This is a genomic window from Allobosea minatitlanensis, assembly GCF_964020775.1.
Genome location: NZ_OZ224509.1, coordinates 650,142 through 676,593 on the forward strand (window position 1 = coordinate 650,142; position 26,452 = coordinate 676,593).

The following is a 26,452-nucleotide window of genomic DNA, read 5'->3' on the forward strand; positions in this document are numbered from 1 at the left end:
CGCTCAATGGCCGCCGCGGGTCCGGCTCTCGACGATGTCGGCGAACTTCGTGATCGGGAACAGGATGGCGAAGTAGAGCACCGCCAGGACGGTGTAGGATTCCAGCGGGCGGTAGGTCTGCCCGTTGACGATGCTCGCCATGTAGGTCAGCTCGGCCACCGAGATCACCGAGATCAGCGAGGTGTTCTTGAACTGCGTCACCGACTGGTTGATGAAGGCCGGCATCATCCGGCGGATCGCCTGCGGCAGCACGATGCGGCGCATCACCTGCCAGCCCGACATGCCGATCGCGGCGCCGGCCTCGGACTGGCCCTTGTCGATCGAGACGATGCCGCCCCGGAAGACCTCGGCGTAGAAGGCCGCCGCATAGAGCGAGAGCGTGATCAGCGCCGCCGCCCAGTTGGCGAGGTCGAAGCCGAGCAGCAGCGGCAGGGCGTAGTAGATCCACAGCAACTGCACCAGCAGCGGCGTGCAGCGGAACAGCTCCTGGAAGCCCTGCGCCAGCCAGTTCAGCGGCCCGATGCCGGAAAGCCGTGCGAAGCACAGGAGCAGCCCGAGGACGAGCCCGATGGCGATGGAGGCCACCGTGTAGACCACGGTGATCCAGGCGCCCCAGAGGAACAGGTCGCTCGCCTGGAGGATCGGGGCGAAGCTCCACGTGTACATGTCATGCCAGCCTTTCGTGAGGGCGGCCCTTGCGGGCCGCCCTTGTTTCAACCGCCGAAGCCGAAGCCTTCGGGCATGTCGTCGAGCGTGATGCCGAAGGGCGCCAGGCTCTTCACGATCCAGGTCTGGTTGTTGCCGATGCGGCGGTTGTATTCGGCCCAGGCCGAGATGAAGGCGCGCGACTTCTCGTCGGCCTTCCAGCTCATGGCGACGACGGAGGGCGTCGAGAGGACCGGGGAGGGCACCATCACCTTGCCGATGCCGCTCGCCTTCTTGCTCATCACCAGCCCGTTCAGCATGGTGTTGACGAGGCCGTCGGCCTTGCCGCTGACCACCGCGACGATCGCCTCGTCGCGGGACTTGAAGCGCAGCATCTTGGCCTTGGGCAGATATTGCTGGGCGATCAGGTCCTGCGAGGAGCCGAGGTCGACGGCGAAGGTGTATTTCGGGTCGTTCAGCTCGGCCCAGCTCAGCTTCGAGAGCTCCGCCTTGGGCGAGACGATGACGAAGCTGTTGAAATAGGTCGGGGCCGAGAAGGCGACCGAGAGCGCCCGCTGCGGCGTCGCGGTGACGCCGAGCGCCAGGTCGACCTTGCCGCTCTGCACGTCGAGGATCGAGTTCGGCCAGCTCGATTCGACCACCTCCAGCTTGACGCCGAGGGTGCTGGCGATGTCGCGGGCCATCTCGATGGCGAAGCCGCGCCATTCGCCGGAGCGCGGATCCTTGTTGAAATAGGGGTCCTCGTTGATGATCCCCGGAATGCGCAGCACGCCGCGCGAGCGGATGGCTTCGATGGTGTCCTCCGCCCGGGCGGAGGTTTGAAGCGCCAGCAATCCCAGGCTGGCGACGCATAAGGCGCGAATGATCGATTTCATGAGCTTTCCACTCCGTTCCCTTGCCGATGTTGTTCGGTCTTGCGCTGGTGGTCAGGACGCCAAGAGCCTAGGCGACGCACTTGCGCGGACAATGCGAGAGTAGGGCGTCCTCCTACCGGATTTCTTATATGTTCGCGCGGCTCTCGAAGGCCTGCAGGCTTGCTTCCAGCGCCTTGCGGCTCTCCGGGCGCAAGGGGGCGAGCGGCGAGCGCAGTTCCGGGCCGATCTGCCCCGCCCGCGCCAGCGCCGTCTTGACCGGCACCGGGTTGCTCTCGATGAAGAGATGGCCGACCAGGTCGAACAGGGCCTCGTGGATGCGGCGCGCCTCGCGCGGGTCGCCGGCGAACCAGGCCCGGCACAGCGCCACCACCTGCGCCGGCAGCAGGTTGGAGGCGACGCTCGTGACGCCGTCGGCGCCGGCCGCCAGGAAGGGCAGGGTCAGGGCGTCATCGCCGGAATGGATGACGAAATCCGGGCCGAGCGCCAGCCGCAATTCGGTGACGCGCTCCGCCTTGCCGCCGGCTTCCTTGATGGCGACGATGTTCGGATGGGCGGCGGCCAGGCGGGCGGCCGTCGCGGGCGCGATCTCGACGCCGGTGCGCCCCGGCACGCTGTAGAGCATGATCGGCAGGTCCACGGCGGCGGCGATAGCCGAGAAATGCTCGTACAGGCCGTCCTGCGAGGGCTTGTTGTAATAGGGCGTCACCAGCAGGAGACCGTCGGCGCCCGCGGCCTGGGCGCGCTCGGCCTTGGCGATGGCGAGCCGCGTCGCGTTGGAGCCGGCGCCGGCCATGACGAAGGCGCGCCCGGCTGCGGCCCTGACCGTGGTGCGGATCACCGCCTCGGCCTCCTCCTCGCTCAGCGTCGCGGCTTCGCCGGTCGTGCCGACCGGGACGAGCCCGGCGACGCCGGCGGCGATCTGCGCCTCGATCAATTTCTCCAGCGCGGGGGTGTCGACGGCCCCGTCGCGGAACGGCGTGACCAGGGCGGTGAAGACGCCGGTCAGCCGCCGGCGCAAGGTGGGATCGATCATCGGATTGGCTCCTTGCATCGTCAGTCGATGACGACTTTGGTTTCGCTCATTTCGCGCAGGGTCATGTGGATGCCCTCGCGGCCGAGCCCGCTCGACTTGATGCCGCCGAACGGCACGTTCTCGGCCCGGAAGTCGGGCCCCTCGTTGACCATCACGCCGCCGACGCGCAGCCGGCGCCCGACGCGCTTCACCAGCGCGTGGTCGTTGGTGAAGAGGCCGGCCTGAAGCCCGTAGGCGCCGGCATTGATCTCGGCGATCACCGCGTCGGGATCGTCGAAACGGCGCACCGCCAGCACCGGCCCGAAGGTCTCGGAGCGGACCAGCTCCGTCTGCGCCGGGACGGAATCGAGCAGCGTCGGGGCGAAGAGCGTGCCGCGGCGGCTGCCGCCCGCCACGATCCGGGCGCCGTCGGCGACGGCGAGCCGGACCCGCCGCTCGACTTCGGCCGCCGCCGGCTCGTCGATGACGGTGCCCATGACGGTGCCGGCGTCGGCCGGGTCGCCGGTGGTCACCGCGGCGATCCGGGCCGCGATCCGCTCGATCATCGTCTCGCGGATCGCCTCGTGCAGGTAGAGCCGCTTCACCGCGGCGCAGCTCTGGCCGGCGATCTCGAAGCGGTGGGCGATCGCCACCTCGGCGGCGCGGTCGAGATCGGCGTCGGGCATGACGATCAGCGGGTCGTTGCCGCCGAGCTCCATCAGGCAGCGCACGAGGCCCGAGGCGTTCTTCAGGGCGAGGCCCGCGGCGGGGCCGCCGGTGAAGCTGAGCAGGTCGATGTCGCCGCTGGCGATCATCGCGGCGACGTCGGCGCCGCCATGCACGATGCCGAACAGGCCGTCCGGGAAACCCGCCTCCGCGGCCAGCTCCGCCAGGCGCTGCGCGGCGAGCGGCGCCTTGGGCGAGGGCTTGGCGACCACGGCGTTGCCGGCGGCGATGGCCGGGCCGAGCTTGTGGCAGAGCAGGTTGAGCGGATAGTTGAACGGGGTGATCGCGCCGACGACGCCGGCCGGCTCATGGGTGATCACCGCCTGCTTGTCGGGGGCGCCCGGCACGATCGCGGTCGGCAGCACCTCGCCATGCAGCACGGTGATGGCGTCGCCGCTCAGGCGCAGCGTGTTGCGGGCGCGGCGGACCTCGTTGCGCGCCTCGGTGATGGTCTTGCCGACCTCGGCGCAGATCGTTTGGGCCATCGCCTCGGCCTCGTCGCCGAGCCGGTCGGCGAGGCGGTGCAGCAATGCCTTGCGCTCGGCCGGCGTGCTGAAGCGGAACTCCGACCAGGCCCTGCGCGCCTTGCGCAGCGCCTCGGCGACCGCGACCTCGTCGGCCTGGCGGAGCTGGCCGACGGGCGACCCGTCGAACGGGTTGACGACCTCGATCAGGGAGGCGGCAGCCGCCCGGGCGGGCTTGGCGAGGGTCATGGGCACGGTGACGTCACTCCGTTTCATCGGTGGAGAGGCGCGCGAGCGCCGCGACCGAAACCGGTCGCAAGGGCCAGCGCGGGGGAGAGGCGGCCGGCACCGGCCGGCCTCGCAGGGCTGCGATCATCGGGCCGCAGAAGCGGCCCTGGCAGGCGCCGAGGCCGAAGCGGCCCATCAGCCGGATCTCGCGGGCCGAGGCGTCGCCGTCCAGGGCCTGCAGATCGGCATAGCTGCGGCCCTCGCAGCGGCAGATCAGGGTCTCGGGGGCGGGCTCGACCGGCTCGCTGCGCAGGGCCTGGGCCAGCGCCGCCTGGACCCGGCGGGCCCGTTCCAGCCTGCTCTCGAGCCCGGCGAGCTCCGCGGCGCCGGCGCCGAGGCGGGCGAGCAGTTGCAGGGCGGCGCGGCGGCCGTCGAGAAGCGCGGCATCGGCGCCGAGGGCCTCCCGCCCGTCGCCGGCCAGCAGGACGGGCACGGCCGCCTCCGGCGCCGGCAGCGGAATGCCCACGCGATTCGGTTCGATGCCGTCATGGATCAGCAGGTGCCGCACGCGCAGGACCCGCTCGTCCGCGCCGATGCGCATGCCGACCGTGAGGCCGGCGCCGTCCGGCTCGGCCCGGGTCACCACGGCGCCGCCGCGATAGGGCACGCGGGCGAGCGCGAGCGCCGCCGCATAGGCCGCGGCCTCGCCCATCGGCCCGCCCGCCAGAGCGAGGCGGGCGAGCGTCGCCGGCCGCCGCCAGGGCCTGCCGCGCTCCAGCACGGCGACAGGCGGGTTGCCGGCCCTGGCGAGTTGCGCCGCCAGCGCAGGAAGCAGCGGCCCGCTGCCGGCGATCAGGATCGGCCCTTCCGGCGGGCGGCCGGTTTCCTTGAGCAGGACCTGGGCGCCGCCCGCCGTCATCACGCCGGGCAGCTCCCAGCCCGGGAAGGGGCGGATCGTCTCGACGGCGCCCACCGCCACGATCGCGGCGCGCGGCCGGGATGCGAAGACGCGGCCGGCGCGGCGGTCGTCGAACAGGAAGCGGCCTTCTCCGTCGACGCCGAGGAAGACGGTCTGCGTGCGGATCTCGATCATGCCGGCGCAGGCGCGCAGCCGCGCCGTCAGCGCGGCCCAGTTGCGGCGGTGGCGGGCGGGACGCCAGACATGGTTTCCGGCGCCGTTGGCCGGCTGGCGATGGATCGCACCGCCGAGCTGGTCGCGCTGCTCGACCAGCAGGACGGGCAGGCCCGCCTCCGCGAGCGTCGCCGCCGCGCTGGCGCCGGCCGGGCCGCCGCCGACGATCAGGATGGGCGCCTCAGTCATGGCCGGCGCCGGTCGCGGGGAGCGGGCCGAGCCGCAGGCCCTCTTGCGCAGGCGTGAGGCAGGATTCGACCGGCGCCGCGTCCTCGACCGCGACGACGCAGCCCTGGCAGGCCCCGATCCCGCAGAAGACGCGCCCGCCCGGCAGGTGGCCGTCCGGCCGGCCGAGATCGGCGATGCCGGCCCTGAGCAGGGCGGCGGCGATCGTCTCGCCCGGCAGGAAGGCCACCGGCATGCCGCTCCAGAAGAAATGGCCGCTCATGCGTGCGCCTCGACACGGAGGAAACGCTGCGGCGACAGGGCCTTAAGATCGACCGCCGGCGCCTCGCCGAGCAGCAGGCGGGCCGCGCAGGCGCCCATGAACGGCCCCAGGCAGATGCCGTCGCCCTCGAAGCCGGTCGCGATCACGATGCCCTCGCGCCGGGGATGCGCGCCGACGATCGGCAGCCCGTCGCGGGAGGCGGTGCGCACCCCGGCGAAGCTGCGCAGCACGCGGCGATGGGCGAGCGGCGGGTAGAGATCGAGCGCCTCGCGCAGGATCGCCGCGATGGTGCGCGCATCGGTGGCGTGGTCGCTGCGATGGTCCTCGCGGCTGCCGCCGATCAGGAACTGGCCGGTCATCAGCGGGTCGATCACCAGGCCGATATGCCCGTCTTCGCGGGCGATGCCGCGCTTGGCGGCGAGATAGGAGGCCGCCATGAGATGGCCGTCGATCGCCGGTCCCGACGGGCTGGCGCGGTCGGTCACCGCCATCTGCCCCTTGCGCGGGATCAGGATCTCGCCGAGGCCGAGCAGCGGCGCCGAGCCGATGCCGGCGGCGACCAGCACCGCATCGGCGGCGACCAGTTCGTCGCCGATGGCGACGCCGGCGGCGCGCCCGGCCCGCATCACGATCTCGGCGGCCGGCGCATTGCGGCGGATGGCGATGCGGCTGCGGCCGAGCAGCCGCTGGGTGATCTCGTAGCCGAGGGCATGCCCGTCATCGGGGATTTCGAGCGCCGCGCAGACGCTGGCGCCGAGGCCCGGGATGCGCGCCAGCAGCGTCGCGCGGTCGACCTCGACGACGCGCTCGCCGGCCGCGGCGAGATCGGCGCCGTGGCGGGCGACGAGCTCGGCCTCGACCGCCGTGCGGGCGACGAGGAAGGTGGAGCGGCGATGGAACAGGCCGCGGAACAGGCCGTCCCGCTCGCAGCGGACATAGAAGGCGCGGGCGTGGCGGGCGAGGTCCATCATCGGGCCGGGCCGCTTGCTGGCGACCGAAACGGCGCCGTCGGAGGCGCCGGTCGCGCCCGCCGCCGGCCCCGACGCGTCGAGCAGCGTCACCCGCGCCCCCGCGGCGGCCAGGAAATGGGCGGCGGCGGCGCCCACGATCCCGGCGCCGATCACGGCGACATGTATGGCGGCGGAGGAGGCCATGCCGAAGCGGTTCGTCCCATCAAGCGATGGCCAGAACCTCCCCGGCTTCACCCGGCGGGTCGATGCAAATGATCCGCCCCGACTTGCCTCATTGTTTGCAAGTGGCGCAAAGCGGGCTGTTGTAGGAATGGAAACGACGAGCCCGCCCGCGGTAACGGACCATGCGCGAAGCCAATCTGACGCTCATCCAGACGTTCTTCATCGTCGCGCGCGACGGCTCCTATTCCGCCGCCGCGCGCAAGCTGGGCATGAGCTACCAGTCGGCGGCGAACCATGTCCGCCGGCTCGAGCAGCTTCTCGGCGAGCGGCTGGTCGTCTCCGAGCAGGGCGCCAAGACGGTGGCGCTGACGCCACGCGGGCGCAGCCTCTACAAGCTGCTGCTGCCGGAGCTCGACACTATGCTGGCCCGGCTCGACCGGACGCTGCAGAAGGAGCGGCCGGTGTTGCGCGTCGGGCTGCCGCAGGCGATCTTCTTCTACCTGATGCCGCCGATCCTGGCGCAGTTCAGGGCGCTGTTCCCGCAGGTCGAGATCATCGCCTTCGAGCGCGACACCGCCCTGCCGGAAATGATCCGGGACGGCAGCCTCGATCTGTGCATCACCGAGCGCTATTTCGGCGACCCCAACGTGCCGCAGCACCTCGTCTGCACCTACCGGCCGGCGCTGGTGCTGCCGCGGGACTGGGGCGCGCCGCCGCATGGCGAGATCAGGCCATGGCTCAAGGGGCGCCCCTTCGTGACCTATGAGCCCGGCCAGCTCCTGCGCAACCTCGCCATCGACTATCTGCAGACGGACGACGCCGAGATGGAGATCGCGATCTCGACATCGGGCAGCTCGAGCGTGAAGCGCTGCGTCGAGGCCGGGCTCGGCTACGCGATCATTCCCGCCTGGTGCATCGAGGGCACGGAGACCACGATCAGCACGGTCGACCTGCCGGAATTGCCGGAGATTCCGATCTATTTCGGCGAGGCCAGCTTCCTGGCGCGCAACCCCTATGTGACGGCGCTGCGGCAGCTCTGCGTCGGGCTGACCTCGGCCATCGACGCCTGACGGAGGGCCGCCGCCCGGCCTTCGACCGGATCTTTGCGCTCCACCGGATTTCGCGCCGCGGCGCGGCGGATTTACGATCCGTTAACCATTTGCTCGATACACCGAAGCAACCGAAAATTTACCAAGATAACCGACGTGTTAACTCAACCCCGGCCCATCCGCCTCAAGGGGCGGTCCTATCTCGCGCTGACGCTGACCCCGGAGCTGCCCTTCGAGGACTGGCTGGTGCGGCTCGACGATCTGGCGTCGCGCTCCGCCGGCTTCTTCCTGCGGCGGCCCGTCGTGCTCGACGTCACCGGGCTCGACATCGACCGGGCGGAGCTGCGCGACTTCGTCGGCAAGCTCGCCGCCCGCCAGGTCCGGATCATGGGCATCGAGGGCGCCTCCCCGGCGCTGCTCGGCTCCGACCTGCCGCCGGCCATGGCCGACGGCCGGCCGACCGCCGATATCGAGCCGCCGCCGGCGGCGCCGGAAAGCGCCGGGGCGCAGGCGGCCGCGAGCGTCGAGCCCGCGGCTCCGCCGCCGCCCAAGGCCGTGCCCTCGATGATCGTCACCCAGCCGGTGCGCTCGGGCCAGTCGCTGGTCTTCCTCGAGGGCGACGTCACCGTGGTCGGCTCGGTCGCGTCGGGGGCCGAGATCGTCGCGGGCGGGTCGGTCCATGTCTACGGCACGCTGCGGGGAAGGGCGCTCGCCGGCGCCATGGGCAACGGGGCGGCGCGCATCTTCTGCCGCAGGCTCGAGGCCGAGCTCGTCGCGATCGACGGCTTCTACAAGACCGCCGAGGACATGGAGCCGGAGCATCGCGGCAAGGCGGTGCAGATCTGGCTGGAAGGCGAAACGTTCAAGGTCGGCGCGCTCGCCTGAGCCGACGGCGTCATCATTCAAAGGAGCGGTCAATGGGCAAGGTCATCGTGGTCACATCGGGCAAGGGCGGCGTCGGCAAGACGACCTCCTCCGCCGCGCTGGGCGCCGCGCTCGCACAGGGCGGCGACAAGGTCGTCGTGGTCGATTTCGACGTCGGCCTGCGCAATCTCGATCTCGTCATGGGCGCCGAAAGGCGGGTGGTCTACGACCTCGTCAACGTCATCCAGGGCGAGGCCAAGCTGACCCAGGCGCTGATCCGCGACAAGCGGCTGGAGACGCTCTACCTGCTGCCCGCCTCGCAGACGCGCGACAAGGACAACCTCACGGCCGAGGGGGTCGCGGCGGTGATCGGCGCGCTGAAGAGCAGCTTCGACTGGGTGATCTGCGACAGCCCGGCCGGCATCGAGCGCGGCGCCACCCTCGCCATGCGCCACGCCGACGTCGCCATCGTGGTGACCAATCCGGAAGTCTCCTCGGTGCGCGATTCCGACCGCATCATCGGCCTGCTCGACTCCAAGACGCTCAAGGCCGAGAACGGCGAGCGCATGGAGAAACACCTGCTGCTCACCCGCTACGACCCCGCCCGGGCCGAGCGCGGCGACATGCTGAAGGTGGACGACGTCCTCGAGATCCTGTCGATCCCGCTGCTCGGCATCATCCCGGAGAGCATGGACGTGCTGCGCGCCTCCAATCTCGGCTCGCCGGTCACGCTCGCCGATGGCCGCTGCCCGCCCTCCGTCGCCTATTTCGACGCGGTGCGCCGGCTCAAGGGCGAGACGCTTCCGGTCGCGGTCCCCGGCGAGAAGCGCGGCTTCTTTGGCAAGATCTTCGGAAGGAAAGCGGCATGAGCCTGTTCCGTCTTTTCTTCCGCGCCCCGTCGGCTCCCGCCGCCCGCGAGCGGCTGCAGGTCCTGCTGGCGCATGAGCGCGCCTCGGTCGGCGATTCGGATCTCGTCACCAAGCTGCGCGACGAGATCCTGCGCGCCATCTCCAAGCACATGCAGGTCGACGACGAGAAGGTCAGCGTCCGCATGGAGCGCGGCGCCCAGGTCTCGACGCTGGCCGTCGACATCGAGATCCCGTTCGACGCGGGCAAGAAGGCGGCCTGAGGGCCGCCTTTCGCGCTAGCGCTATCCGCGCCCGCCGGATTCAAACGAAGCCTTCCGGTGCTCAGGCGACGACGAAGCCGTGGGCGAAGGGGTCGCGCTCGTCGATGAAGATGGTGTTGTAGCCGGTCATCCGCGCCCAGCCCGCGACGGAGGGGACGATCGCGGCGCGGCCCGCCACCGTCGCCGCCGCCTCGACGCGGCCGTTGAACAGCGAGCCGATGATCGATTCGTGCACGAAGTCCTCGCCGACCTTCAGCTTCCCCTTGGCGGCGAGCTGGGCCATGCGGGCGCTGGTGCCGGTGCCGCAGGGCGAGCGGTCGATCGCCTTGTCGCCGTAGAACACGGCGTTGCGGGCATGGGCTTCGGGCTTCGTCGCCTTGCCGGTCCACAGGATATGGCTGAGGCCCCGGATCTCGGGGTGCTCGGGATGGACGAATTCGTATGTGGCATTGAGCGCCGCACGCAGCCTCAGCGACCAGCCGATCAGCTCGCCGGCGCCATGGTCGGCCATGTCGCGGAAGTTCTTCTGCGGCTCGACGATGGCGTAGAAATTGCCGCCATAGGCGACGTCGACGACGATCTCGCCGAGACCCTCGACCTCGGCGGTCAGCCCTTCGGCATGGAGGAAGCCCGGCACATTGGTCAGGCGTACCTCCTCGACGAAGCGGCCCTCCTGGCGGTAGCCGATCTCGACCTTGCCGGCCGGGGCGTCGATCGCGAGCCGGCCCGGCTCGCGCGGGGCGATCAGCCCGTTCTCGATTCCCATGGTGACGGTGCCGATGGTGCCGTGGCCGCACATCGGCAGGCAGCCGGAGGTCTCGATGAAGAGCACGGCGACGTCGCAGTCGGGCCGGGTCGGCGGGTAGAGGATCGAGCCCGACATCATGTCGTGGCCGCGCGGCTCGAACATCAGCCCGGTGCGGATCCAGTCGAATTCGCGCAGGAAATGCGCCCGCTTCTCCAGCATGGTCGCGCCTTCGAGGCGCGGGCCCCCGCCGGCGACGAGCCGCACCGGATTGCCGCAGGTATGGCCGTCGATGCAGGAGAAGGTGTGGCTGGCCATGCGCGATGTCCCTCGGAAGGCGCTGCGGCGGGAACGGCGGTGCCGATGGCGGCGGGCGGGCTCAGGCGGCGGATCTGCGGGCGGCGTCCGTACGGCTGGACCAGTCCGCATACCAGGCGTCGAAGAGCGCGAGCTGCGCCTCGGCATAGCCGCGCTGGCTGTCGCTGAGCGAATCGGTCTCGTTGAAGTGCAGCGCGTATTCCGCATCGCCCTTCAGCACCATCATGTGCTTGAAGAAGAGGACGAGGTCCGGCCCCTCGTCGAAGGAGGAGAGCACGGCGAGGGCCTGCTCCAGCTCCAGCGCGCGGCGGCGGGCCTCGGCGTCGCCCGCGGCGGCGGCTTCGCAGAGCCGGCACAGATGCAGCACCTCCCGCGGCAGGACGTTGCCGATGCCGGTGATCGCGCCGGTGGCGCCGCAATTCACATAGCCGTGGAAGACGGCCGTATCGACGCCGACCATCAGCGAGACGTCGTCGTCGCGGCTGGTGATGTGCTCGGCGGCGTAGCGCATGTCGGCGGGCCCGCCGAACTCCTTGAAGCCGACGAGGTTGGGGTGCTCGGCGCGCAGGGCGAAGAACAGGTCGGCCCGGGTGGCGAAGCCGTAATAGGGGCTGTTGTAGATCACCGCCGGCAGCTCGGGCGCGGCCGCGAGGATCGCCTTGAAATGCGCCTTCTGGGCGGCGATCACGGTTCCGCGCGAGAGCACGCGCGGGATCACCATCAGGCCTTTGGCGCCGACCTTGCGGGCATGGGCGGCATGGGCGACGGCCGAGGCGGTGTTGACCGCGCCGGTGCCGACGATGACCGGAATGCCGGCGCCCGCCAGGCGCTCGACGCCTTCCATGCGCTGGGCGTCGCTGAGCAGCGGCCAGTCGCCCATCGAGCCGCAATAGACCACCGCCGACATGCCGGCGCCGATCAACTGCCCGGCCTTGCGCACCAGCCCGTCGAAATCCGGGCTGCGGTCCGGCTTGCAGGGCGTCATCAGCGCGGGGATCACGCCGGAGAAAATCTGGGCCTTCATCTCGCTCTCCCTTCCGCTTTCCGATGCGGCTAAGACGCGGCGCCGGCCGGGCCGCGCTCCTCCCGAAGGCTCCTCCCTATCAGTTTGCATATTATTTGTCGACAAGATTGCGGCTGCCGTGCCGGCGACCTCCGCCGGGCCGCATTGCACCGGGTCCTTCAGAGAGCGATGTCGAGCCGCTGCTCGCCGATCACCAGCTTGCGGATCTGCACGACGATCTGCTCGGCATGGGCCTTGCCGAGGCGCTCCGCCGTCTCGGCGTCGCCGGCTTCGATGGCGGCGATCATCGCCTCGTGCTCGTCGACGAAGCGCTGCGGCAGGCGGTCCTCGAAGGACTGGTAGTAGAGCCGCAGGAAGCGGCGGCCTTCGTCGAGCAGGCGGCTGAACAGGCTGTTGAAATAGGGGTTGCGGCCGGCCTCGGCGATCGCCGCGTGGAAGGCCGCGTTGGTGGCGATCATCGCCAGCGCGTCCTGGGCGGCGACCGCGGCGGAAAATTCCGCCTGCCGGGCGCGGATCGCCTCCAGATCCTCCGGCCGCCGGTTGCGGGCGGCGAGCTGGCCCGTCACCCGGTACATCAGCGTGAGCGCGTCGAAGAAGGGCGCCATGTTGAGGAAGTCGAGATTCGCCACCATGGTCGAGCGGTTCGGCAGCGTAGCGATCAGCCCTTCGCCGGCGAGCCGCACCAGCGCCTCGCGGATCGGCGTGCGCGACATCTCGAAGCGCTCGGCGAGCTGGACCTCGTCGATCGGGCTGCCGGGCGGCAGGACGAGGTCGAGGATCTCGTCGCGCAGCAGGTCATAGACCAGTCTGGCGCCCAATCCGCGCTTGCGCTCCGGCGGCGGGGACGGTGTCTTGGTGGCGTTCATCCGAAACCCTCTTGTCGGGAAGAGGCATAGGGGCGAGGCGGCCGGGGATCAATCGCGGCCGCCTCGGTCGGATGCGCCGCGCCCGGCCTGCTGCGTTTCGCGGCGAAACCGGGGTGTTCTAAGTGGCGAGTTCGGCGGCGCGCCGGGCGAAGGCCGCGGCGAGGCGGCCGGTCTCGGCGGCGTTGCCGGCCGAGGCGTTGCCGGCCCGGGCACGGGCCGCGATGCCCTCGAAGATCACCGCCCAGCGGAACAGCGCGAAGGCGAGATGGAAGGGTTGCAAGATCCGGCCGTGCCGGGCCTGCGATCCATAGAGGGCAGCGAAGCGATCGAGATCGGGCAGGCCGAGCGCGTCGAGGTCGAGCCCCGCGACGCCGCCATACTCGTCCGGCCGCGACAGCCAGGCGATGGCGGTATGGGCGAGGTCGGCGAGCGGGTGGCCGAGCGTCGACAGTTCCCAGTCGAGCAGGGCGACGACGCGTGGCTCGGTCGGGTGGAACATGGCGTTGCCGATGCGGTAGTCGCCATGGACCAGGCTGACCGTCTCGTCGGCCGGGATATGCTCCGGCAGCCAGGCGCGCAGCCGGTCGATATGGGCGTCGTCGCGGCTGCGCGAGAGTTCCCATTGCCGGCCCCAGCGCGCGATCTGGCGGGCGAAGTAGTTGCCGGGCTTGCCGTAATCGGCGAGGCCGGCCGCCGCGACATCGACATTGTGCAGCGCCGCCAGCGTCTGCGCCAGCGAGGCATACATGGCGCTGCGCTCCTGCGGCGCCAGGCCGGGCAGGGTGCAGTCGTGGTAGACCCGGCCCTCGACCTTCTCCATCAGGTAGAAGGGCGTGCCGAGGATGGTGCGGTCCTCGCAATAGAGCAGGGCGGGCGGGACGGGCACATCCGTCCGGCTGAGCGCGCTGATGACGCGGTATTCGCGGTCGATGGCATGGGCGGAGGGCAGAAGCTCGCCCGGCGGCTGCTTGCGCAGCACCAGCGCCCGGTCGTCATAGCTCACGAAGAAGGTCGGGTTGGACTGGCCGCCGCCGATCCGCTCCAGCCGCATCGGGCCGGAGAGGCGATCCACCGCCCGGCGCAGATAGGCGTCGAGCGCGGCGGCGTCGAAGCCGGCTTCCGGCTGTGCGGCGGGAAGCGTCACGCGCCGGCGACCTGCCAGCGCCAGAAATCGTCGCCTTCCTTGTCGAGGAAGCGGTTGAGGACCATCTGGTGCACCTCGTCGGCGCCGTCGACCAGCCGCGCCTGGCGGGCGTAGCGGTAGATCCATTCCAGCACCGTGTCCTTGGAATAGCCGCGGGCGCCGTTGATCTGGATCGCCATGTCGGCCGCCTCGTGCAGCGTGTTGGCGGCCTGGACCTTGGCCATCGAGACCTCTTTGCGGGCCTGGCCGCCGCGGTCGAGCTCCCAGGCCGCCTTCATCACCAGCAGCCGGCCGATCTCGATCGCCATGGCGGCGCGGCCGAGCTTGAGCTGGATGCTCTCGCGGTCGGCGAGGCGGATGCCGAAGCCCTCGCGCGTCGCCGCATAGGCGCGGGCGATCTCGACGCAGCGCTTGGCGAGGCCGAGCCAGCGCATGCAATGGGTCAGGCGGGCCGGGCCGAGCCGGATCTGCGTGACCTTGAAGCCGTCGCCCTCGCCCATCAGCACGTCCTCGGCCGGGATGTGCAGCCCGTCGAAGGCGATCTCGCAATGGCCGCCATGCTCCTCCGGCCCCATGATCGGAATGCGGCGCAGGATCTCCCAGCCGGGCTGGTCGCGGTGGAAGAGGAAGGCGGTCAGGCCGCGACGGGCGTCGTCGGAGCTGCGGGCGACGACGATGAAATGCGCGGCGGCCTCGGCGCCGGTGATGAACCATTTGCGGCCATGGAGCTTCCAGGAGCCGTCCGGCTGCTTCTCGGCGCGGGTGCGGATCATGGTCGGGTCGGAGCCGCCGCCGGGATGGGGCTCGGTCATGGCGAAGGCCGAGCGGACCTCGCCGGCAACGATCGGGGCGAGCCAGCGGCGCTTCTGGTCGGGCGTCGCCACCGCCTCCAGAACCATCATGTTGCCGTCGTCGGGCGCCGCCGAATTGAAGACCACGGGCCCGAAGATCGAGCGGTTCATCGCCTCGTAGCAGACCGCCATGCCGACCCGCCCGACGCCGAGCCCGCCGGTCTCCGGCTTGAGCTGGATGCACCAGAGCCCGGCCGCGCGCGCCTTGGCGCGCAGCTCTGCCAGCGCCGGCTCGGCGATGTTCTCATGCGCGTCCCAGCTCGCCGGGTTGGTCTCGTGCGGGATGATCTCCGTCTCGACGAAGGCCGCGATCCGGCGCCGCAGTTCCTCGAGCTCGGGGGAAATCGTGAAATCCATCATCGGTCCAGGCTGGCTGAAGACAGGGGGACAGGCAAGCTTCCAGAATATGCCGCCTGTCGAGACGACACGCTGTCATCCCGGGCTTGACCCGGGATCCTTGCCGGAACGCTTCCGATGAAGCTTCAGGCATGGATCCCGGATCTCCGCTTCGCTGCGTCCGGGATGACCCGCGCGTTTCGCGACAAGGCTAGGACGTGAGATAGGCGGCGAGCCCCGCGGTCGAGGAATCGTGGCCGGCACCGTCGGCCTTGCCCTCGATCACCGGCATGAGGGCCGTCGCCAGCTCCTTGCCGAGCTCCACCCCCCATTGGTCGAAGGCGTTGATGTCCCAGATCGCCGCCTCGACGAAGACGCGGTGCTCGAACAGCGCGATGATGCGGCCGAGCGCGAAGGGGTCGAGCTTGCGATAGGCGATGGTCAGCGAGGGCCGGTTGCCGGGGAAGGTCATGTGCGGCGCGCGCGCCTCGATCTGCGCCGGGGCGACCCCCTTCGCGGCGAGCTGCGCCCGGGTCTCCTCCAGCGTGCGGCCCTTCATCAGCGCCTCGCTCTGGGCGAGGCAGTTGGCGATCAGCAGGCGCTGGTGATGGGCGAGGTCGGCTTCATGGCCCTCGGCCGCGATCAGGAATTCGCAGGGCACGACGTCGGTGCCCTGGTGGATGAGCTGGTAGAAGGCGTGCTGACCGTTGGTGCCGGGCTCGCCCCAGACCACGGGGCCGGTCGGCCGCGCGACCGGCGTGCCGTCCTTGCGGACGCGCTTGCCGTTCGATTCCATGTCGAGCTGCTGGAGATAGGCCGGCAGCCGGAGGAGGTGCTGGTCGTAGGGCAGGATGGCGCGGGTCGGGTAGCCGCAGACGTCGCGGTGCCAGAGGCCGATCAGGCCCATGATCACCGGCAGGTTCTCGCCGAGCGGCGCGGTGCGGAAATGCTCGTCGACCGCATGGGCGCCGGCAAGGAAGGCGCGGAAATTCTCCGCCCCGACGGCGATCATCACCGGCAGGCCGATCGCCGACCAGACCGAATAGCGCCCGCCGACCCAGTCCCAGAAGCCGAAGACGCGCTCCGGCTTGATGCCGAAGGCCGCGACCTTGTCGAGCGCCGTCGAGACCGCGGCGAAATGGGCGCCGACAGCCGCCTCGCCGAGCGCGCCCGCGAGCCATTTGCGGGCGGTCGCGGCATTGGTCATCGTCTCGATGGTGGTGAAGGTCTTGGAGGCGACGATCACCAGCGTCCGCGCCGGATCGAGCCTGGCGATGGTGTCGGCGATATGGGCGCCGTCGACATTGGAGACGTAATGCAGGCGCGGGCCGTCATGATAGGGCGCCAGCGCCAGCGTGGCCATCACTGGCCCGAGATCGGAGCCGCCGATGCCGATATTGACGACATCGGTGAAGCGGCCGCCATCGGCCGCGGCGATGCGGCCGTCGCGGACGCCCTCGGCGAAGGCGAAGAGCCGGTCCAGCGTCGCCCGCACTTCCGGCATCACATCGGTGCCGTCGACCGTGACGGGGCGGTCCGAGAGATTGCGCAGCGCCGTGTGCAGGACGGCGCGGTTCTCGGTGGTGTTGATCGCCGCGCCGGCGAACATCGCGTCGCGCTTGGCCTCGATCCCGGCGGCGGCGGCGAGATCGAGGAGGAGGGCGAAGATCTCCGGCGTCACCGCGGTCTTGGAATAATCGAGCAGCAGGTCGTCGAGCCGGGCGGAGAAGCGGTCGAAGCGCCGGGGATCCGCGGCGAAGAGCGCGCGCAGGTGACGGTCTTTCGTCGCAGTGCGACGGGCGGCCAGTTCGCTCCAGATCCTGTCCAAGCGCTGCGGCATAATCGATGCTCCGTTCGTCCTGCCGGCGACCATAAGCCAAGAGCGGCCCGCGCCGACACCATGCATTGCAACCGTGCCATGCGCGACAATTCCGGTGCCGGCATGGCCCGGCCCCCGTGCTGCGGGGCGGGCAAGGGCGCAGCCGGCGGCTTCCGCGCCGCGCGGCCGCAAAAAATCTGCTGCCGATCGGCGGAGATGGGCTATTCCTCGCAACTCTCCGGGCGGACCGCAGGCCGGCCTTCCCCGCGTTTCGATAGGAGCCGTCGCCTTGAGTCCGGTCGCTTTCTCCCGCCATGCGGCGGTCGCCGTCGTCACGATCGACAATCCGCCGGTCAATGCCTTGGGCGCGGCGGTGCGGGCCGGCCTGGTCGCGGCGATCGCGCAGGCCAATGCGGATGCCGCGATCGAGGCCGTGGTGATCGCCGCCGCGGGCAAGGCCTCCATCGCCGGCGCCGATATCGGCGAATTCGGCAAGCCGCCGGTGCCGCCCCTCCTGCCCGACGTGCTCGATGCGATCGAGCGTTCGGCCAAGCCGGTCGTCGCCGCGATCCAGGGTGCGGCGCTGGGCGGCGGGCTCGAGGTCGCGCTCGCCTGCCATGCCCGCGTCGCCCTCCCGGCGGCGCAGCTTGGCCTGCCCGAGATCAGGCTCGGGCTCATTCCGGGCGCCGGCGGCACGCAGCGCCTGCCGCGGCTGATCGGGGCGGCGAAGGCCTTCGCGATGATGCTCTCCGGCGATCCGGTCCTGGCCGGGCGGGCGCTCGAATGGGGGCTGCTCGACGAGGTGGTGTCGAGCGACCTGCTGGCGACGGCGATCCGGGTTGCGCAAGGGCTTGCGGCCGAGGGGCGGCGCCCGGTGACCAGCGCGGCGGCGGAGCGTCTTACCGAGGCGGACCGCTCCGCCTTCGAGGCGCAGGCGAAGGAGGCGCTGCGCCAGGCGGGCGAGGCGCCCAACGTTCCGGCGCTGGTGGAAGCGGTGCGCAACGCCTTCCTGCTGCCCTTCGAGCAGGGGCTGGCGGCGGAGCGGGCGCTGTTTCTCGCCCTTCTCGACGATCCGCGGGCGAAGGCGCTGCGCCATGTCTTCTTCGCCGAGCGCGCCATCGCCAGGGTGCCGGGCATCGGGCCCGCGGTGACGCCGCGTCCGGTCGCGCGGGCGGCGGTGATCGGCGCCGGCACGATGGGCGGCGGCATCGCCATGTGCTTCGCCAATGCCGGCATCCCGGTGACGCTGATCGAGACGGCGCAGGCGCCGCTCGACAACGGCATGAACCGTATCGCCGCGATCTACGACATCTCCGTCCAGCGCGGCTCGCTGACGCCGGAGGCCCGCGCTGCGCGGCTCGCCCTGATCAAGCCCGCGGTCGGGCTCGCCGCCGCGGCGCAGGCGGACATCGTCGTCGAGGCCGCCTTCGAGGAGATGGGCGTCAAGCGCCAGATCTTCGGCGAGCTCGACGCGGTGGCGAAGCCGGGCGCGATCCTCGCCAGCAACACCTCCTATCTCGACGTGCCCACCATCGCGGCCGCGACGAAGCGTCCGCAGGACGTGCTCGGCATGCATTTCTTCAGCCCGGCCAACGTCATGAAGCTGCTCGAGGTGGTGCGGCCCAAGGGCGTGGCGGACGACGCCGTCGCCACCGCCGTCGCGCTCGGGCGCAGGCTCGGCAAGGTGCCGGTCGTGGTCGGCAACGGCTTCGGCTTTGTCGGCAACCGCATGCTGGAGCAGCGCACGCGCGCGGCAGAGCGGCTGCTGGTCGCCGGCGCGCTGCCCTACGAGGTCGACCGGGCGCTGGTCGATTTCGGCTTCAGGATGGGGCCCTTCGCCATGGCCGACCTCGCCGGCAACGATATCGGCTGGCGCTCGCGCAAGGCGCGCGGCCTCAAGGCCGCCGTCGCCGACGCGATCTGCGAGGCGGGCTGGTTCGGCCAGAAGACCGGGCGCGGCTATTATCTCTACCCGCAGGGCGCGCGCGCCGGGCAGCGCTGCCCGGAGGTCGAGGCGCTGATCCAGCGCATCTCGGCCGAGCAGGGCGTGACGCGCCGGGCCTTCACGCAGGAGGAGATCTTGGCGCGCCTGCTCGATCCGATGGTGAACGAGGGCGCGCGCATCCTGGAGGAGGGCATCGCCGCCCGGCCCGGCGACATCGATATCGTCTGGATCAACGGCTACAACTGGCCGGCCTGGCGCGGCGGCCCGATGTTCTGGGCCGACGGCGTCGGGCTCGGCGTGATCGCGAAGCGGCTTGAGGCGCAGGCGGCGGAGAGCGGCGACGCGGCGCTGAAGCCGGCGCCGCTGCTGAGGCGCCTCGCCGCCGAAGGCAAGGGCTTCGCCAGCCTCGCCTCCGGCGGGTGAGCCGGCCTCAGGTCAGCTCGGCGCCACGCCGTTCCGGGATCAGGAACCACATGGCGAGCAGGTCGAGGATGTAGAGCGCGGCCAGCGCCGCGATCGCGAATTCGAAGCCGTGGCTCGCCGCCAGCGCGCCGACCACCACCGGGCCGAAGCCGCCGACGCCGCGGCCGATGTTGAACAGCACGTTCTGGGCGGTGGCGCGCGCCGCCGTCGGATAGAGCTCGCTCATCAGCGCGCCGTAGCCGCCGAGCATGCCGTTGACGAAGAAGCCCATCACCGCGCCGCCGATCAGCAGCGTCGTCGGGTCGGTCAGCCGCGAATAGACCAGCACCATGACGGCCGCGCCGATCATATAGGCGAAGAAGGCCGGGCGGCGGCCGATGCGGTCGGCGATATGGCCGAAGGCGAAGATGCCGAGCGCCATGCCGCCGATGGTCACCGCCGTCCACAGCGCCGATTGCGTCAGGGCGAAGCCGAACCGGGTCGAGAGATAGTTCGGCAGCCAGATCATCACGCCATAATAGCCGAAGTTCTGGACCGAGCAGAGGATGACCATGCCGAGGCTGAGCTTGGTCGTGTCCCAATCCTTGACCAGCAGGTGCAGCGCCGATTCCTTCGGCTTGTCCTGCGCGCGGGCGACGAAGACGTCGGGCTCGTGCAGCGAGTGGCGGATGAAATAGGCGACGACCGCCGGCAGGATACCGAGCGCGAACATGCCGCGCCAGCCGATGCTCGGCAGCAGCAGCGGGGTCACCAGCGCGGCGGCGAGCACGCCCGCCTGCCAGCCGAGGCCGACATAGGAAGAGGCCCGCGCCCGCTTCGAGGCCGGCCAGGCCTCGGCGACCAGCGCCATGCCGATGCCGAACTCGCCGCCGAGCCCGAGGCCGGCGATGGTGCGGTAGATCAGCAGGTCCCAATAGCCCTGCGCCAGGGCGCAGAGCCCGGTGAAGACGGCGAAGAGGACGATCGTCCAGGTCAGCACCCGGACCCGGCCGATCCGGTCGGAGAGCATGCCGAAGCCGATGCCACCGAGCACGGCGCCGACCAGCGTCGCGGTGACCAGCGAGGCGGCCTGGCCCTGGCTGAGCGCGAGCTCGGTCGAGATCGCCTTCAGCATGAAGCCGAGGATCAGGAGGTCGAAGCCGTCCATGGCGTAGCCGATGGCGGCGCCCCAGACGGCCTTGCGGGCCTTGTCGTCCACCTCCGTCGGGGCGGAGAACCGCATGGAGCCGGCGGTTGCGGCCTGATTGTCGCTCACGGTGTCGATCCCCTTGTCTGGTCGCTGTTTCGCGGGCCCAAGGGCACTCGTTGACGCCTGGGTCAATTCGTATCCTTAGCCTACTATCGCCGCCCTTCGCATGCATGGCGCGGCGGGCATCCACAGCCACGATGGCCCCGGCCGGCCGGGCGCAGGCCAGCGATGCAAGACCCGGGCCCGGGCCGCTGTCGAAAACCCGCTTCGGGGATTGACCGGTCCCGCGGGACGGAACAGAAGGGGCCGTTTGCGAACTCGACAGGTGCCTCGTCCCACGCCGCCGCGCGGCGAACGCTGGCGCTCAGACCGGAGAAACTGACGCCATGGCCAATCTGTTCACCCCGACCGACCGCGCGGTGATCGCGCGCGAAGCAGCCAAGATGTTGCTCGAGATCAAGGCGGTCCATTTCTACCAGGACAAGCCCTTCTTCTTCACCTCCGGCTGGGCGAGCCCGGTCTATATCGACTGCCGCAAGATCATCTCCTATCCGCGCCTGCGCTCGACCCTGATCGATTTCGCCGCCACCACCATCGTCCGCGACATCGGCTATGAATCGCTCGACACCATCGCCGGCGGCGAGACGGCCGGCATCCCCTTCGCCGCCTGGATCTCCGACCGCCTGGCGCTGCCGATGCAGTATGTCCGCAAGAAACCGAAGGGTTTCGGCCGCAACGCCCAGATCGAGGGCTCGGTCGTCGAGGGCGCGCGCACGCTGCTGGTCGAGGACCTCGCCACCGACGGGCGCAGCAAGGTCAATTTCGCCGAGGCGCTGCGCCATGCCGGCGCCGATGTGCAGCACTGCTTCGTGCTGTTCTACTACGACATCTTCCCGAAGAGCCGCGAGCTGATGGCCGAGCTCGGCGTCAACCTGCACTATCTCACCACCTGGTGGGACGTGCTCGCCGCCGCCAAGGAGAGCGGCCATTTCGAGCCGAAGGTGCTGGCCGAGGTCGAGAGCTTCCTGAACGATCCGGCGAGCTGGTCGGCCAAGCATGGCGGCATCTCCGAATTCGGCCAGGAAAAGTCGGCCTGACGGCGATGGAGCCCGCTCCGCGCCTGAGCCTCGATGCCGGCCGCGGCCTGCTGCGCGACGCCGCCGGGCGCCGCTTCGATCCCGCCGCGCGCCTCTGGGCCGCCGGGGACGGGGCCGAAGCCGGCGAGGCCGTCACGGCGGCCGAGGCGCTGCGCTGGCTGCAGAAGGAGAGCGGCAGGGCCGTGCGCGTGCCCGTCGCGGTCGTCGGCCCGCGGGAGCCGGGCGCGGCGCAGGCCGCTACCGCCGAGCGTCTCGGCGCGCTGCTCGCCCGGCATGGCGTGACGGTGCTGTGCGGGGGCCGCGCCGGCGTGATGGAAGCGGTCTGCCGCGGCGTGGAAGGCGCGGGCGGCCTGTCGATCGGTCTGCTGCCGGACGAGGAGCCGGCGGCGGCGAACCCTCATGTCACGGTGCCGCTGGCGACCGGGATCGGCGTGGCGCGCAACGCGCTGATCGCGCGGGCGGCGCTCTGCATGGTCGCCGTCGGCGGCGGCTACGGCACCTTGTCGGAAATCGCCTTCGCGCTGCAGTTCAGGCGGCCGGTCTTCCTGCTGGAGGGGGCGCCGACGGTGGAGGGCGCCGTGCCCTGCGCCGATGCCGAGGCGGCGCTCGAATGGGTGGCGCGGGTCTTCCTCGCGCTCTGACCGCGCGAGGCAGGCGTCCGGTTGACGCGGCGGCCCGAGCCGCTCCACCTTTCGAGGGGATGCTTCGCGGCCATGGCCGGCCGCGGGCCCTGAGGAGCGGATGGAGAACATGGCAGCAGCGTCCCCGACGGTGGTCTTCGATGTCGGCAATGTGCTGGTCCGCTGGGATCCGCGGCTGCTCTACCGGGAGCTGATTCCCGAGCCCGAGCGGCTCGACTGGTTCATGCAGAACGTCTGCACCGCCGCCTGGAACATCGAGCAGGATCGCGGCCGCTCCTGGGCCGAGGCCGTGGCGCTGCTGGTGTCGCAGCATCCGGAATGGGAGCGCGAGATCCGCGCCTATGACGAGCGCTGGCACGAGACCGTGCCCGGCGTCATCGCGGACAGCGTCGCGGTGCTGGAGGAATTGAAGCGGCGCGGCGACAAGGTCTACGCCATCACCAATTTCTCGCGCGAGAAATGGGCGGAGTGCCTGATCCGCTTCCCCTTCCTGCAATCCTTCGACGGCGTCGTCGTCTCGGCGCATGAGCGGCTGATCAAGCCGGACCCGGCGATCTTCGAGCTGCTGCTGGCGCGCTACGGCCTCGCGGCCGGCGATTGCATCTTCGTCGACGACAGCGCCCGGAATATCGAGGCGGCGCGGGGCGTCGGCATGCGGACGGTGCATTTCGTCGAGCCGATCGATTTGCGGGCCGAGTTGCGCGGGCGCGGCCTGGCGCTCTGAACGACAGGGGCGCCTGCCGGCAGGAGCGGCATGGGCGGCGCCCATTACGGCGCCCCAGAACTTGCCGGCTATCTGCGCCGCTCCCCGGGCGGCCCGCTCGCGCCGGTGCGCGACGGCGGCCGGATCGGGCTCGGCGTCTCCGAAGGGCGGCTCGACCCGCTGGTGCCCGAAGCGGAGCTCCAGGCACGGCGCGCGGCCCTGCCGCAGGCCGTCGAGACTGAAAGGCGCGGCTGCGACAAGCGCCATGACAGCCATGTGCTCCAGGCCGAAGAGGGCGTCGATGTCGACCTCTGCTGACGGCGGGCGGCGTCAGAGCCGGATCGTCTCGGCGCCGGGCAGGGCCTCGACGCCGTGGCTCGACAGCACCACGACGCGATCCTGCAAGCGTTCGAGCAGCCGTCCGAGGATGCGCAGGCCCTGATCGGCGCGCAGATGCTCGGTCGGCTCGTCGAGCAGCACCAGCGGCTTCGCCGAGAGCCAGGCGCGGGCGAGGTTCAGCCGCTGCGCCTCGCCGAGGGAGAGCATGTCCTGCGTGATCCAGCCGTCCAGCCCCCCGGCCGCGCGGATGCGCTCGGCCAGCTCGACGGCCTCCAGCGCCTGCCAGAGCTCTTCGTCCGGGCAGGCCGGGGCGAAGAGGTTGGCGCGGACCGTATCGGCGAGGATCGCCGCGTCATGCGGGCAGAACATGCTGGCAGCGCGCCGGTCGGCGGCGGCGAGCGGCCCGGCCTCGCTCTCCAGCACGTCCTGGCCGGTCCAGCCGGCGATCTGCTTGAGCAGGCTGGTCTTGCCGATGCCGCTGGCGCCGGTGAGTATGGTCGGGCGCCCGGCGCGCAGGGCCAGGGCGAGCGGGCCGCCGAGCGGGCGGCCATTCGGCGCGCGGCGCTGCCAGGCGGCGCTGTGGAGCGTGGCGAGCCGGGCCGGGGCCCGGGCCGGCGCCGCCGAACGCGCCCGGGTCTCGGTCCAGCGGTCGATGCCCGCTTGCGCGGCCCGGCGGCGCAGCGTCGCGACGACCATGCGCGAGGCGCCCTGCGCCGCCTCAGCCAGCGCGAACCAGGAGAAGGCGAGGAAAGCCGGGACCAGCAAGGCCTCGGCCCGCGCCCCGCCATGCCAGGCGGCGGCGAAGACGCTGACGGCGGCGAGGGGGCCGAGCAGCGAGGCGAGCGCGTCGAGGCCGGACTGGGAGAGGCGCAGGGTGCGCTCGGCCTCGTCGGCGCGCGAGAAGCGGCCGAGCGCCTCGGCGCAATGGCCGGCCCAGCGTCCCTCGGCCTGGAGTGGCACGACCGCGGCCATCGCGGCGCCGAAGCGCTGCGCGCCGTCGCGGCGCAGGGCCCGGGCCTGCTCCCAGGCCAGCGCGCCCCTGCGGGCGAGCCGGCGCGCCGCGACGGCGAGGACGGCCAGCCAGGCCGCGATCGGAACCAGGGCGAGCGGGGCGATGCAGGCGGTGGCGACCAGGGCGGCGGCCGTTCCGGCGGCGAGGAGCAGGGCGGGGAGATCGGCGCGCAGCCGGGCGAAGTCGAGATCCTCGACGTCGTCGAGATAATCCGCCAGCCGCGCCTGGTCCGCGAGCTGCCAGCCGGCGCTGCGTACCGCCGGGGCGGCGGCCATGGCGCGGAACAGCGCGACCCGGCGCGTCGTCTGGTCGCTCAGCGCCGCATGGTGGCCGCTCAGGCGCTCGCCATAGCGGGCCGCCGTCCGGCCGACGGCGAAGAGCCGCACCAGCGCGGCCGGGATATGGAAGTTGAAGCTGTAGGCGGCGGCCGTCAGCCCCGCCAGCGCGACCGAGCCGAGGAACCAGGCGGAAAGCCCGCCGAGCAGCACGCCGCAGAGGAGCGCGGCCGCGGCGAAGAGCGCCGCCCGACGCCAGAGCCTGCGCGCGCCGCCGCTGCGTTCGGGAGAGGCATCCGTCATGCGGCCGTCTCCAGCCGGGGCGTGGCGCCGAGCGCGACGTTGCGGTCGGCGAGGGCGATCAGCGCGGGGTCGTGGCTCGCGACGATGACGAGCCGGGTTTTCGCCATGTCGCCCAGCGCGCGGCGCACCGCCGCGGCGGTCGCGGCGTCGAGCTTGGCCGTCGGCTCGTCGGCGACGACGATGCGCCGGCTCAGCAGTGCGCGCCCCAGGGCGATCCGCAGCCGCTGGCCGCCGGACAGGTTGGCGCCGCCGGCCCGGATGCGGGCCTCGAGCCCGCCGGGCAGCAGGGCGTCGTCGAGCAGGCCGATCCGGGCGGCGGCCTCGCGCAGGCGGGTCGGGCAGGCGGGGCCGGTTCCGTCGCGGAGCGCGTCCGCCAGCGTGCCGCCGGCGACCGGGCTGTCGGTCGCGACCCAGACGCAGCCCGGCAGCGGCCGGGGAGAGGGCGCCGGGCCGGCCTCGACGCCGGCGAGCCGGCGCAGCAGGGTCGATTTGCCGGCGCCGCTCGGGCCGGCGACGACGACGAGGCCCCGCGCCGGCAGGACGAGCGTCGCCAGGGCGCGCTCGACCGCGGGCAGGAGCGGTGCGGGGGCCGCGTCGGCGTCGAGCAGGCCGTCGAGGGCGGCGGCGGCGGCGAGCCCTTCGGCCTTGGCGTGATACTGCTCGGAGAAGCGGCGGAACGGCGCGAAATACTCCGGCGCGATCATCAGGATGAAGAGGCTCTGCCAGAGCGCCAGATCGGAGAAGCCGGGAATCGTCGCCAGCCTGAGATGGCCGAGGCCGAGGAAGACGGCGAGCATCGCGATCGAGAGCGAGGCGAAGAAGTCGATCAGCCCGGCATTGAGGAAGGCGATGCGCAGCACGCCCATGGTCTTGCCGACATAGGCGTCGAGCCGGCCGGCGAGCTTGCTCTCCTCGGCGGCGAGCGCGTCGTTGGCGAGGATGGTCGGCAGCGTGCGGATGCGGTCGGCGAACTGGCCGGCGAGATGGCTGAAGGCCTCCTCCTGGGCGTCGGCCCGCCGGCGGATGGCCTGGCCGACCAGGGCGAAGAACAGGATCATCACCGGGGTCAGGACCAGCACCAGCAGCGCCGCCTGCCAGGAGACGATGGCGAGCACCGCCGCCGCCAGGAGCGGACCGACGGCCATGGCCAGGCTGGCGGCGCGGTGGCCGATGACGAGGCTCGCCACCGCCTCGGGATGGCGCTGGAGCCCGACCGTGGCGCCGCCGGCCGAAAGGGCGCGCAGGCGCCGGGCCGGCAGGGACTGAAGCCGCATGGTGGCCGCGTCGCGCAGCCTGGTCGCGACCCGCGCCTCGGCCGTGGCCTGGGTGCGGTCGGCGATCAGCCCGGCGAGCGCCGCGCCGAGGGCCGAAAGCGCGATCCCGGCGACGAGCATGGGCGGGACGGTCCCGCCCATCACGAGATGGCCGAAGAGCCAGGCCATCAGGCCGGAAGCGGCGAGCCGCAACGCGAGGCGCGCGAACTGCCAGCCGAGCAGATGCGCAAGTCCGCGCGCGCCGAGGCGGCGCGCCCGCTCGAGCGCGGCGAAGGCGCCTCCGGCGCCGCCGCGGTCTGGCTGGTCCCCCGATGTGGCAGGCTGCTCCATGTCCCTTCCTTCGCACGGCGCCGGCCGATCCGGCTTGATCGAAGTCAAGAAGCGTGACGGCTATTGGGCTATAAGGAAACGTCCCGAAAGGA

25 protein-coding genes are annotated in these 26,452 nt (G+C 71.5%); 9 read left to right on the forward strand and 16 right to left on the reverse strand.

The window, feature by feature from the left end; all coding sequences use genetic code 11:
- Positions 1 to 3 precede the first annotated feature (3 nt).
- The 7 genes from ACWH43_RS03010 to ACWH43_RS03040 all read right to left on the reverse strand — a co-directional run bounded on the left by ACWH43_RS03010 (position 4) and on the right by ACWH43_RS03040 (position 6,705).
- The gene (locus ACWH43_RS03010) at positions 4 to 666 is read right to left on the reverse strand and encodes an amino acid ABC transporter permease (protein ID WP_158445653.1); all 663 of its coding nucleotides are present in this window, start codon (positions 664 to 666) and stop codon (positions 4 to 6) included.
- 47 nt (positions 667 to 713) lie between these two features.
- Positions 714 to 1,541, reverse strand: coding sequence for a transporter substrate-binding domain-containing protein (locus ACWH43_RS03015; RefSeq protein WP_158445654.1), 828 nt, complete (start codon positions 1,539 to 1,541; stop codon positions 714 to 716).
- Between the two features lie 124 nt (positions 1,542 to 1,665).
- Positions 1,666 to 2,574 carry a 4-hydroxy-tetrahydrodipicolinate synthase gene (dapA, locus tag ACWH43_RS03020; protein WP_158445655.1) on the reverse strand — a complete coding sequence of 303 codons (909 nt, stop codon included), beginning with the start codon at positions 2,572 to 2,574 and terminating at the stop codon, positions 1,666 to 1,668.
- Between the two features lie 20 nt (positions 2,575 to 2,594).
- Positions 2,595 to 3,992 carry an aldehyde dehydrogenase family protein gene (locus tag ACWH43_RS03025; protein ID WP_158471803.1) on the reverse strand — a complete coding sequence of 466 codons (1,398 nt, stop codon included), beginning with the start codon at positions 3,990 to 3,992 and terminating at the stop codon, positions 2,595 to 2,597.
- 13 nt (positions 3,993 to 4,005) lie between these two features.
- Entirely contained in the window at positions 4,006 to 5,292 is a 1,287-nt protein-coding gene (locus ACWH43_RS03030; RefSeq protein WP_158471801.1) for an FAD-dependent oxidoreductase, read from the reverse strand.
- The gene (locus tag ACWH43_RS03035; RefSeq protein WP_158471800.1) at positions 5,285 to 5,551 is read right to left on the reverse strand and encodes a 2Fe-2S iron-sulfur cluster-binding protein; all 267 of its coding nucleotides are present in this window, start codon (positions 5,549 to 5,551) and stop codon (positions 5,285 to 5,287) included. Before ACWH43_RS03035 ends, ACWH43_RS03030 begins: the two co-directional genes overlap by 8 nt.
- Positions 5,548 to 6,705: an NAD(P)/FAD-dependent oxidoreductase gene (locus tag ACWH43_RS03040; protein ID WP_260349747.1), complete on the reverse strand. Its 1,158-nt coding sequence runs from the start codon at positions 6,703 to 6,705 to the stop codon at positions 5,548 to 5,550. The genes ACWH43_RS03035 and ACWH43_RS03040 overlap by 4 nt, the downstream gene beginning before the upstream one ends.
- Positions 6,706 to 6,866: 161 nt before the next feature.
- Between ACWH43_RS03040 and ACWH43_RS03045 the strand changes: the two genes are divergently transcribed.
- The 4 genes from ACWH43_RS03045 to minE all read left to right on the forward strand — a co-directional run bounded on the left by ACWH43_RS03045 (position 6,867) and on the right by minE (position 9,726).
- Entirely contained in the window at positions 6,867 to 7,754 is an 888-nt protein-coding gene (locus ACWH43_RS03045) for a LysR family transcriptional regulator (RefSeq protein WP_158447967.1), read from the forward strand.
- Positions 7,755 to 7,880: 126 nt separating this feature from the next.
- Entirely contained in the window at positions 7,881 to 8,618 is a 738-nt protein-coding gene (gene minC, locus ACWH43_RS03050; protein WP_158447978.1) for a septum site-determining protein MinC, read from the forward strand.
- 32 nt (positions 8,619 to 8,650) lie between these two features.
- Positions 8,651 to 9,466: a septum site-determining protein MinD gene (gene minD, locus ACWH43_RS03055; protein WP_158446844.1), complete on the forward strand. Its 816-nt coding sequence runs from the start codon at positions 8,651 to 8,653 to the stop codon at positions 9,464 to 9,466.
- Positions 9,463 to 9,726, forward strand: a complete 264-nt coding sequence (minE, locus tag ACWH43_RS03060) for a cell division topological specificity factor MinE (protein ID WP_158446843.1) — start codon at positions 9,463 to 9,465, stop codon at positions 9,724 to 9,726. The genes minD and minE overlap by 4 nt, the downstream gene beginning before the upstream one ends.
- Before the next feature lie 61 nt (positions 9,727 to 9,787).
- Here the strand turns inward: minE and ACWH43_RS03065 are convergent, their stop codons facing one another.
- The 6 genes from ACWH43_RS03065 to pgi all read right to left on the reverse strand — a co-directional run bounded on the left by ACWH43_RS03065 (position 9,788) and on the right by pgi (position 16,838).
- Positions 9,788 to 10,789 carry a 4-hydroxyproline epimerase gene (locus ACWH43_RS03065; protein ID WP_158446842.1) on the reverse strand — a complete coding sequence of 334 codons (1,002 nt, stop codon included), beginning with the start codon at positions 10,787 to 10,789 and terminating at the stop codon, positions 9,788 to 9,790.
- A gap of 61 nt (positions 10,790 to 10,850) precedes the next feature.
- Positions 10,851 to 11,813: a dihydrodipicolinate synthase family protein gene (locus ACWH43_RS03070; RefSeq protein ID WP_158446841.1), complete on the reverse strand. Its 963-nt coding sequence runs from the start codon at positions 11,811 to 11,813 to the stop codon at positions 10,851 to 10,853.
- Positions 11,814 to 11,971: 158 nt separating this feature from the next.
- Entirely contained in the window at positions 11,972 to 12,679 is a 708-nt protein-coding gene (locus tag ACWH43_RS03075; protein ID WP_158446840.1) for a GntR family transcriptional regulator, read from the reverse strand.
- 118 nt (positions 12,680 to 12,797) lie between these two features.
- Positions 12,798 to 13,823, reverse strand: coding sequence for a phosphotransferase family protein (locus ACWH43_RS03080; protein ID WP_260349750.1), 1,026 nt, complete (start codon positions 13,821 to 13,823; stop codon positions 12,798 to 12,800).
- Positions 13,820 to 15,031 (reverse strand): acyl-CoA dehydrogenase family protein, encoded by a 1,212-nt coding sequence (locus tag ACWH43_RS03085; protein ID WP_158447968.1) that lies wholly within the window; start codon positions 15,029 to 15,031, stop codon positions 13,820 to 13,822. The genes ACWH43_RS03080 and ACWH43_RS03085 overlap by 4 nt, the downstream gene beginning before the upstream one ends.
- Positions 15,032 to 15,221: 190 nt before the next feature.
- Complete coding sequence (gene pgi, locus ACWH43_RS03090) at positions 15,222 to 16,838, reverse strand: glucose-6-phosphate isomerase (protein WP_375797052.1); 1,617 nt, start codon at positions 16,836 to 16,838, stop codon at positions 15,222 to 15,224.
- A gap of 280 nt (positions 16,839 to 17,118) precedes the next feature.
- Here pgi and ACWH43_RS03095 point away from each other — a divergent pair, with 280 nt between their 5' ends.
- On the forward strand, positions 17,119 to 19,197 hold the full coding sequence (locus ACWH43_RS03095; RefSeq protein ID WP_158446765.1) for a 3-hydroxyacyl-CoA dehydrogenase NAD-binding domain-containing protein: 2,079 nt from the start codon (positions 17,119 to 17,121) through the stop codon (positions 19,195 to 19,197).
- Between the two features lie 7 nt (positions 19,198 to 19,204).
- Here the strand turns inward: ACWH43_RS03095 and ACWH43_RS03100 are convergent, their stop codons facing one another.
- Positions 19,205 to 20,452 (reverse strand): MFS transporter, encoded by a 1,248-nt coding sequence (locus ACWH43_RS03100; RefSeq protein ID WP_260349751.1) that lies wholly within the window; start codon positions 20,450 to 20,452, stop codon positions 19,205 to 19,207.
- A gap of 320 nt (positions 20,453 to 20,772) precedes the next feature.
- On the opposite strand from ACWH43_RS03100, the gene ACWH43_RS03105 reads away from it, so the two are divergent.
- From ACWH43_RS03105 to ACWH43_RS03120, 4 genes are all read left to right on the forward strand, one after another.
- Entirely contained in the window at positions 20,773 to 21,483 is a 711-nt protein-coding gene (locus tag ACWH43_RS03105) for an orotate phosphoribosyltransferase (RefSeq protein ID WP_158446764.1), read from the forward strand.
- Between the two features lie 5 nt (positions 21,484 to 21,488).
- On the forward strand, positions 21,489 to 22,124 hold the full coding sequence (locus tag ACWH43_RS03110) for a TIGR00725 family protein (RefSeq protein ID WP_158446763.1): 636 nt from the start codon (positions 21,489 to 21,491) through the stop codon (positions 22,122 to 22,124).
- A gap of 109 nt (positions 22,125 to 22,233) precedes the next feature.
- Positions 22,234 to 22,848 carry an HAD family hydrolase gene (locus ACWH43_RS03115; protein WP_158446762.1) on the forward strand — a complete coding sequence of 205 codons (615 nt, stop codon included), beginning with the start codon at positions 22,234 to 22,236 and terminating at the stop codon, positions 22,846 to 22,848.
- Between the two features lie 30 nt (positions 22,849 to 22,878).
- Positions 22,879 to 23,145: a dihydroxy-acid dehydratase domain-containing protein gene (locus ACWH43_RS03120; RefSeq protein ID WP_158446761.1), complete on the forward strand. Its 267-nt coding sequence runs from the start codon at positions 22,879 to 22,881 to the stop codon at positions 23,143 to 23,145.
- A 12-nt stretch (positions 23,146 to 23,157) separates the two neighbouring features.
- Here ACWH43_RS03120 and ACWH43_RS03125 read toward each other — a convergent pair whose 3' ends face one another.
- Both ACWH43_RS03125 and ACWH43_RS03130 read right to left on the reverse strand, forming a co-directional pair.
- Complete coding sequence (locus tag ACWH43_RS03125) at positions 23,158 to 24,756, reverse strand: ATP-binding cassette domain-containing protein (RefSeq protein WP_158447969.1); 1,599 nt, start codon at positions 24,754 to 24,756, stop codon at positions 23,158 to 23,160.
- Positions 24,753 to 26,360, reverse strand: coding sequence for an ABC transporter transmembrane domain-containing protein (locus ACWH43_RS03130; protein ID WP_158447970.1), 1,608 nt, complete (start codon positions 26,358 to 26,360; stop codon positions 24,753 to 24,755). The genes ACWH43_RS03125 and ACWH43_RS03130 overlap by 4 nt, the downstream gene beginning before the upstream one ends.
- Between the last annotated feature and the right edge of the window lie 92 nt (positions 26,361 to 26,452).